This is a genomic window from bacterium (Candidatus Blackallbacteria) CG13_big_fil_rev_8_21_14_2_50_49_14 (genome assembly GCA_002783405.1).
GTDB lineage: Bacteria > Cyanobacteriota > Sericytochromatia > UBA7694 > UBA7694.
In genome coordinates, this window is the sequence record PFGG01000005.1 from 91,447 (window position 1) to 99,381 (window position 7,935).

The following is a 7,935-nucleotide window of genomic DNA, read 5'->3' on the forward strand; positions in this document are numbered from 1 at the left end:
AACAGGTTATTTGAGCTTTCGCTTTGGTTTTAATTAATGGGCTGGGGGAGGAGCATGGGGTGCTTGAATTGAGTAAATACAAAGGATTATGCTATAATCCTGGATGTTCATTTTTTGAAAAAATTGAATATTTTAGTGTGCGCGTATGGCGCGAAAGGAATGAAATTGGACCCTGACAGTAGTCACTTATTCACAATCTTTGGCGTTATTGTGGCCTGTCTTTTTCTCTCTGGCTTTGTTACTGCATACGAGACAGCCTTTGCAGGGCTCTCCAGAGTCAGACTTCAAAAAAGAGCAGATGATGGCGATAAGCGCTCAGCTTATCTACTGAAATTATTGACACAACCCCATAAAACCCTTTTGACACTGATGATCGCCGATTGGCTTGCTGATATTCAGTTTGTTGTCCTCTTGGCCTATCTTATTTTTCACTACACTCACAATTGGCTTGCCGTCGTTGGCATCAGTTTTCTGGCGACCCCTGTATTGTTGTTTGTGGGTGAAATTTTACCCAAGACGATTGCCAATAGGCAACGTGAAAATTTTGTCTATGCCTGGTTGCCGCTTTTGCGGATTTTGATGACGATTTTTAATCCAATTGTCAGTATGATCAATTGGATTGCCCGTCCCATGCTTGAAAGCGTGGGTGCCCGCTTTGGACAAATTATGCCCGATCTGACCGAAGAAGAAATTATGCAAATGGTAAATCTTGGCGGAAACACGGGACTTTTAGATAAAGATGAATCAGATTTGGTTCATTCTGCATTTACTTTTGATGACACACCTGCGAGCTCAGTTTTGACGCCACGCGTGGATATGCTTTGTATTGAGGATACAACCAGTCTTGAAGAAGTCCTTGAATTGATGGCCAGCGATGAAGGCTATTCGCGCTTGCCCGTCTTTCATGACAATTTGGATCAAATATTAGGGATCGTTCATCTGAAGGATCTCGTAAGAGCCAAGCTGAAGGGTGAAGATGGCTCTCAGCAAGTTAGTAAATTCGTTAGAAAAGTTCATCATATACACGAATTTCAGCCTATTAATACTGTTTTAAAGCAAATGCAAAGCAAGCGTATGCCCATGTTTATTGTCACCGATGAATATGGCGGAACGGTTGGCCTGGTGACGATTGAAGATCTCCTCGAAGAAATCGTCGGAGAAATTCATGATGAATATGATGACGATGAGCAACCCCCGATTGAAGTGATCGATACGCACACGATTCTCGTAGACGCCCGTTTAAGTGTATCGGATATCAATGAGGCGCTGGATTTGGATTTACCCAACAGTCAATCTGTCGCGGGCTTGGTTTTTAATACCTTGGGTGAAGCCCCTTTGTCGGGTCAAAGTATTCAAATTGGCAATGCACAACTGACTGTCGATGTCGTGGATGGGATTCGTATTCTCAAAGTGAAAGTACATAAATTAAGCGCTGCGGACGCCCAGGAGGCCGTTTTAGATTCCTGATTTGACAAATCTCTGAGTTTTTGATTTGCTGGTATCACAAAGGCAGGAAATTGAGTCAATGTCACATTATATTGTCTTGGCTGGAACCACTGGGGTTGGAAAATCTACGCTCACCAGAAAACTTGCAAATAAGTTTCATTTCCATGCATTTTACGAGCATTTGGACGATAACCCTTATTTGGCGGATTATTATGCTGGAAAAGGTAAGGAAATCTGTTTTGAAATGCAGGTTTACTTTTTAGGTCAACGTGTAGCGCAACAAAAAGAAATTGAAAAAATGTTGCGCACAGGCACCAATGTCATTCATGACCGTTCGATCTATGAGGATTTTCATATCTTTACACAGCATCAGTACAATTGTGGTTATATCAGCGATTTGCAGTTTGAAAATTATAGACGCCTTTTTTTTACCGTGACAGATTTGCTCTACCCGCCTGATTTGATTATTTATCTACATGCCTCAACCGAAAGACTCCTTCAACAGATTTCTCAGCGGGGCAGAGAGTATGAGCAAACCATTGATTTAAAATATTTAGAGCAGATCAATGATTTGTATCAGGAATGGCTAGAACGTTTGGAACAAGGCCCTTCTACAATGCCTTTACTTCCAGTGGACGTTTGCGAAACAGATTTACAGGGGGCTGATTTTGAAAGCTTTGCCCAAAGTTTTCAAACCCGATTAGAGCGCCTTAAAGGATTTTCTCGCACGTGAGAGTAACTTTGAATTGAATATCCCCCGTATTTTGATTGGCCCTCTGTTTAACCCGGGCGTGATTGGCTCCTACTTGCACCATCCTCAGATCAAAGTCTTTATGAGTGGCACCCAAGCGACGATTGATCCACGCTATGACACTTACTATGATATCGAAAAGGATACGCTTAGCGATTTATTCAAGCGACTCCCCTCAGATTGGCAACCCGAATACCTGATCTGGTGGGACGCAGTTTATCAAGCGATTCCTCCTGGGATTCAGGAGATTGGTATTCCCACCCTTTTAATCCCTGGGGATTGGAATTTACAACTTTCCGGACTCTGGAAATATTTTTTACTTTTTGATCATATCCTGGCAGATCGGGCTCTTTACGAAATTCTAGATTCCCAAGGGATTACCAATTTACATCTTTGGCCGGGATTTTCCTTTGAACCCCAAAAGCACAGACGTTTAACGGATGTGGATAAGGTCTATGATCTGGTTTTTATCGGCAATATCAACCATTATGTTCAGCGAGAACGGGGTTTTTATTTAGAACGAATTGGGGCCCTTTCAGATAAATACCGTGTCTTGATTGCTTCTGGTGTTTTTGGAGAAGATTATACCCGATTGCTGAATCAAGCAAAGATAGTGTTTAACTATACTATTTGCAGGACGATGAATATGCGTGCCTATGAAGCTCCAGCCTGCGGCGCTTTGTTGATGATCGAAAAGGATAATCTTGAGGTACGGGATTATTTTGAGGATGAGGTTTCTTGTGTATTCTATGATGCCCAAAATCTTGAGCAAAAAATTGAGTATTATTTAAGACATGAAGAAGAGAGGGCACGCATTGCCGAAGCAGGTTATCTTAAAATCCAAGCCCATTCCTATGAAAAACAATTTGAAGATTTGCTGTCCTTACTGCCTCGACTGAGTAAAAAAAGGCAGGGGCGAGCACCCGCTACTCCGTTTGAAATAAAGTGCATTGAAACCCGACAAATATTTCAGAGCAATACCCCACGTTCGCCTGAGCGTGCCATACATGAAATCTTGGTTTTACCGAATGTAAGTGCTGAAGTTCTCAATCAAAAAGGTGTGTTTTTAATCTCTGGGATTCATAGTGGGACTGCGTCTTCAGCAGTTCAGGTTCAAGCTGAACTTCATGCCCAGGTAGATATGGGGCAGATTTTTTTACTTGAAGCGCTCAAACTTGCTGCTGAGAACCCCGTTATCAGATGGAATCTGGGATGGTCGTATGAGTTGCTTGGGAAAAAGGAACAAGCCCTTGTTGATTACTCTCAAGCATTGGAATGGGTTGAAAAGAGTTCAGCCCTGGACTGGTGCGAGACTTTGCCTGTCTTACCTGAACGCTATACCCATTTTGAGGTGGAATGGGAATCTGCATTTCGTCAGCTCAAAAGCTCGAAACATCCGTCTGGTCAAGAAATTCGTAGTTTATTGTCATGGATGCTCTTGCTACGCCTTGCCATGCTACAAACAGATTCGCATGAAAGACTCCACTATTTGATTCGTGCGTTGATCAAAAGGCCTGATCTGGGTGATGTGCCCTTTCTCTTGGGAAAACTTTGGAAAGATTTAAAGTATCCAAAGCGTGCTTTGTCTGCTTTCCAGATCTCAAAAAACAATCAAGCCTATTTTGTCAGTGCATGGATTGAAACTTTGCAATTGTTGATTGAAATGAGAGAAATTGAGAAAGCGAAGGCGTTCAATCTACGCTGTCTACCCCTCTTAAAAGCGCATCATAAACTTGCTCTCAGCTTTCAGACCTTTTCGGAAACATTCTTATTGCTTGAGATTATTGAGTTGATGCAGCAGGGTTTCAGTGCTGATCGTCTCGCCTCCATATTGCTTCGCTTAAAAAAAATTCAATCATTGCTCATGATTCAACAGTTTTTGAATTGGGCTTTGCTGGCGATAAGCGCGATCAATCCCATTTGGGAGCCCTTCTTTGTGACTGTTTCTTTTCAATGGTCTGCGAACTTGCCTGAGAATCCCCCTGATTTGGAGCCCATACTCTCTCTCTCCGAGGGGGCAGTCGCCGGTATTTTTGTGGGAGAAGTTCTAAATCCACCTCATTTCATCAAAAGAGTTTATGATTTTGATGAGTATCCTTCTCAGGGTTGTTTGAACCTCGTTGATTTTCCTGCTCTGTTCCCCCCTAAATTTGAAACCGATTTGATCATAGAGGGGCTTTCTGATTTTAATCTTTTGGTGGGTATTTCGGCCAATGAAACACGCTTGGAGCGAGCATTTTACAAGCTATTATGCGAATTTGTTCTGAAACATCAAGATATTCGCTTGATTCTTTGGTGCACATCCGCTCTTCAAGCTGAGCAGCTTGAGTTTCTTGAAGCTGTTTTTGCCGAGTTACCTGAGGAAGCCATTCTGTTTTTTCCTGAAATGCATGAACATGAAAAAGTCGCTTTGCTCTTTGAAAGCTGTCAGGCATTTACAGGCTGTTTTTATTCTGAGCTGAATGGCTATTATCAATGGGCGTTACACAAGGGGATTCCACTCTGGTTGGCCATACATCCCCAGGAAATGAAGCGTAATTTTTCTGAAGACGGCTTACCAGCTCTGACTCCGATTCAAAAACTTTCGGATTTGGAAATTGCCTATGATAACTACGCGACACAAGTGGACTTTTTGTTGCAGTTAAATCAGACATGGAGTGCAAAGGCTGAGCAGGTTCAGGCAAAACGCCTGTTGGCGGCTTGGAATTTGCGCTTAAATTGGATCGAAGCGCAGTTTTTGGGGCTCAAATAGCATGACGAAATATATTTTTAAAATTCAATCAAAAAGAAAAATCAGTGACATATTCTCTTCAAATTCTTATGTTACTCTTATTTTCAAGACCAGTTATTTCTGGATTCAAAAACAGTCCACTGGTTAGCCCATCAAAACTCTAGCTGGCGCCCCTTCCTGGGGCGTTTTTTGTTGGGGATTTACTTTCTACAGAGGCAATCAATTGATTTAAATATTGATTTTCACTGAGATAATCATCGCAGTTTTGACAGATAGAGGGCGTTTGCTCTTGAATTTCACGGCGAAAATTCTGATAGGCTTCACCTGTCCAGATTTCAGAGAAACCTTCTGTTTCACTGAGTTGAGCCAAGGCTTGTTTTTCTCCCTTTAGCATACAGCAAGCATAGACTTTACCGTCGGCAGCAATCAAAGTATGCAGCCAGGGGGCAAAACATAAATTTTTCTGATAAAACCCTTTGGCATAGAGCCCTTGAGCAGAAGCTGAAATTTCAGTCTGACTTGTTCCAAAAGGATAGGCTTCAAACGCTGTGCGAATCAGTCCCCATTTCAAAGCTTTTTCTGCAAATTCAGGAGCAATTTCACGGTTGTATGTTTTTATTTGGGCTTCGTTCAGCCTGATCGACGGCCCTGTTTCTTGGTGAAGGTCGTCAACAGGTAAAAGGCGCAGTCGGTGTATTCCCAAGTCGTGTGCCAGTTGTGGCAGGTCTTTGAGTTCATGAAAATTCATGGCAGTTACCACAGAATTTGCTTTTAAGCTGATGAGTTGTGAGGATTGCTGGATGGCAGAGCGGGTATTTTCAATACCTTTGATCAGTTTTTCCCATTGAGCTTCTCCTCTGATTTTTGTAAAGGTCTGCGGATTGGGGCTGTCAATTGAAAAGGTGATTTGGCTTAAACCGGCAGAAATGAGTTCTTCGGCTCTTTGCTGTGTCCAGAGCGTACCATTGCTGACGAGTGTGACATGCCTGCCATGATCTGTCAAATAGCGAATTCCTTGTGCCAGCCAGGGAAAGATCAAGGGTTCGCCCCCTGAAAAATGAACCTTTTTGGCTTTCAAGAAGATCAAATCATCAAGTACCGACTTTAAGCTTTCCCAAGAGTTGAAATAGCTGGGCCTGGGTGGTTTTTTTCCCTCAATACGCCACTGTGAACACATCCTGCATTTTAAATTGCAGTGCCAGGTCAGTTTGATTTTTACACTCAGCGGACGGGGTGGCTCTTGACCTTCTCGCATGCGTATCAGTTTTTTAGGGCGCTTGCCGAAATATTGATCCAGTTTATACATTGTCTAATAGGTATCGCGATCAGACAGTAGCGATTCTAAACTATCTGCTTTCTCTGCAATTTGAAGCACTGCAGAACGGATCTCAAGCGCTTGTGCGGTGTCTGCCAATTGATTGTCAGTGACCATAAACAGTTCTTTATCTCCTAATTTGCCGATGCCAATTGCGCCATAAGCCAGTTTGGAATTCTCTTCTAAACAGAGCTTGTGGAGATTGGGATTGTTTTCTCCACAGAAAGACTGAATAGCGATCAATTGGCGTCCACTCATATCTTGCCTGTCAAAGCGCAGATGAACGGTTTGTTTTCTATTTTGATTCACGGGAATCTGGATTTTAAATTTCTTATCTTTGGTTTCTATTTGGGCATTCAGATCAAACAAGGCATCGTGCAAAAGGGACAATTCCCAGCCCGTTTCGCGTTCCGATTTCATCGCCTTTGCTTTGAGTGGGATATCTGAAATTTCCTTGAGTTGATTGCTTTGATGTATCAGACCTGTCAGTGCAGAATCTAATTCTTCCTGATCGAGAGTTTTATAGAGCAGGTTTTTGATTAAGCAGAGTGAGGGGGTTTGAGCCGCTTGCTCCTTATACAGTGCAAACCGACCATATGCCAAGGCTGGATTTGCTTTCAGCAAGTTTTCAAAAGAAGGTGTTTCAAGTTCGAAGGGCAGTGTCAGGCGAAGAAAAGTTTCACCGTCTATCACGAGAAATGAAATCAAAAGACTGTTGGCGGCCTCTGTGTTGGATTTGAGCGTGACGCGGTAGCCACCTTTTCCCAAGGGGGTATAGTTCAAGCCTGGAATGCTACTTTGATTTAAAAAAGTGGTAAGTCGCGTGGTTGAGATAGGAGTGGGTTCAGACGGAAGTGTTTGAACAGCTTCTGAAGGGATCTGGTTCGCTTGGTTCTGTAAGAGAGTCGCTTTGGGTGGGATATTTTCTTGCTGTGAAGTGGTTTGGGCTAAGCGCAAGTCCTTTTGTGTTCTGGGTTCAAGATTTAAATAGGCATTTTTAAACAAGACAACCATCTCTCTTGCCAATAATTCTGAAGATAAGATCAGTTTTTCTTGTGTGGTTGCGATTTCTTTTCGCAAAGGAATTAATTTTTTGGTTCCCTGATAAAGTAGTTCATTGGGGAGGATTTTTCCTTTTTCAATTTCTTGAAACCGAATTACGGAACCTCCTTTCTCCTTGAGTTTGTCCATGCAGCGCAATTGCACTTGATTGCCATCTGCAAGCGTGAATTTAAGAGCAGCCCAGGTAAATTTATAATAGGACTTTTTTGAACCTGAATACGGGCTGGTTTTTTGTTTGTATTGATCCTTTTGGGTATACTTGCCATGATCCAAACTTCCTTTTAAACCTGATTCAGGATGTAGATCCTCCCGAATGGTATGAAAAAATCCGGCAAGTAATTTTTGTCGGGCGTGTAATAATTGATATTTCTTTTTTTGACTGTTGAAGATACCGAGCATCACAAAAAAACCAATCACGAGGCCAATAAAGGTCAGAACAACGAGCACGCCTTCTTCATCATCAAACAATTCAAAGGTATCAGCAGACCAACCCATGATTAGAAATGAGAAAAAAAGATAAAAGAAGAAGCTAATCCAGAAAATTTTTCTTGATTTATTTTTGATTTGTTCACAGTAACTCCCAAATGCTGCGAAAAAATGAGGAATTTCATCAGTACGCAAATAGAGGCG

The 7,935-nt window shown here is 42.2% G+C and carries 5 protein-coding genes; 3 read left to right on the top strand and 2 right to left on the bottom strand.

All coding sequences use genetic code 11. The annotated features are described in order from the left end of the window. Positions 1 to 159: 159 nt before the first annotated feature. Genes COW20_00815 through COW20_00825 form a run of 3 tightly spaced genes read left to right on the top strand, consistent with a single transcriptional unit; the run spans position 160 to position 4,949 of the window. Positions 160 to 1,467, top strand: coding sequence for a hypothetical protein (locus COW20_00815; protein PIW51046.1), 1,308 nt, complete (start codon positions 160 to 162; stop codon positions 1,465 to 1,467). Between the two features lie 58 nt (positions 1,468 to 1,525). Beyond that, positions 1,526 to 2,179: a deoxynucleoside kinase gene (locus COW20_00820; GenBank protein PIW51047.1), complete on the top strand. Its 654-nt coding sequence runs from the start codon at positions 1,526 to 1,528 to the stop codon at positions 2,177 to 2,179. A gap of 13 nt (positions 2,180 to 2,192) precedes the next feature. Further along, a complete protein-coding gene (locus tag COW20_00825; GenBank protein PIW51048.1) occupies positions 2,193 to 4,949 on the top strand; it encodes a hypothetical protein in 2,757 nt (918 codons plus the stop codon). A gap of 139 nt (positions 4,950 to 5,088) precedes the next feature. On the opposite strand, the gene COW20_00830 is transcribed toward COW20_00825, so the two are convergent. Together COW20_00830 and COW20_00835 are read right to left on the bottom strand one after the other, a co-directional pair. Next, positions 5,089 to 6,234, bottom strand: coding sequence for a hypothetical protein (locus COW20_00830; protein PIW51049.1), 1,146 nt, complete (start codon positions 6,232 to 6,234; stop codon positions 5,089 to 5,091). Positions 6,235 to 6,237: 3 nt separating this feature from the next. Beyond that, positions 6,238 to 7,935 (bottom strand): hypothetical protein (locus tag COW20_00835; protein ID PIW51050.1); only part of this gene is annotated, 1,698 nt, incomplete at its 5' end.

What these genes read in the sequence shown, in the direction of transcription:
- COW20_00815 (PIW51046.1), top strand. Translation starts at nt 160, where the DNA reads ATGAAATTGGACCCTGACAGTAGTCACTTATTCACAATCTTTGGCGTT.
- COW20_00820 (PIW51047.1), top strand. Translation starts at nt 1,526, where the DNA reads ATGTCACATTATATTGTCTTGGCTGGAACCACTGGGGTTGGAAAATCT.
- COW20_00830 (PIW51049.1), bottom strand. Translation starts at nt 6,234, where the DNA reads ATGTATAAACTGGATCAATATTTCGGCAAGCGCCCTAAAAAACTGATA.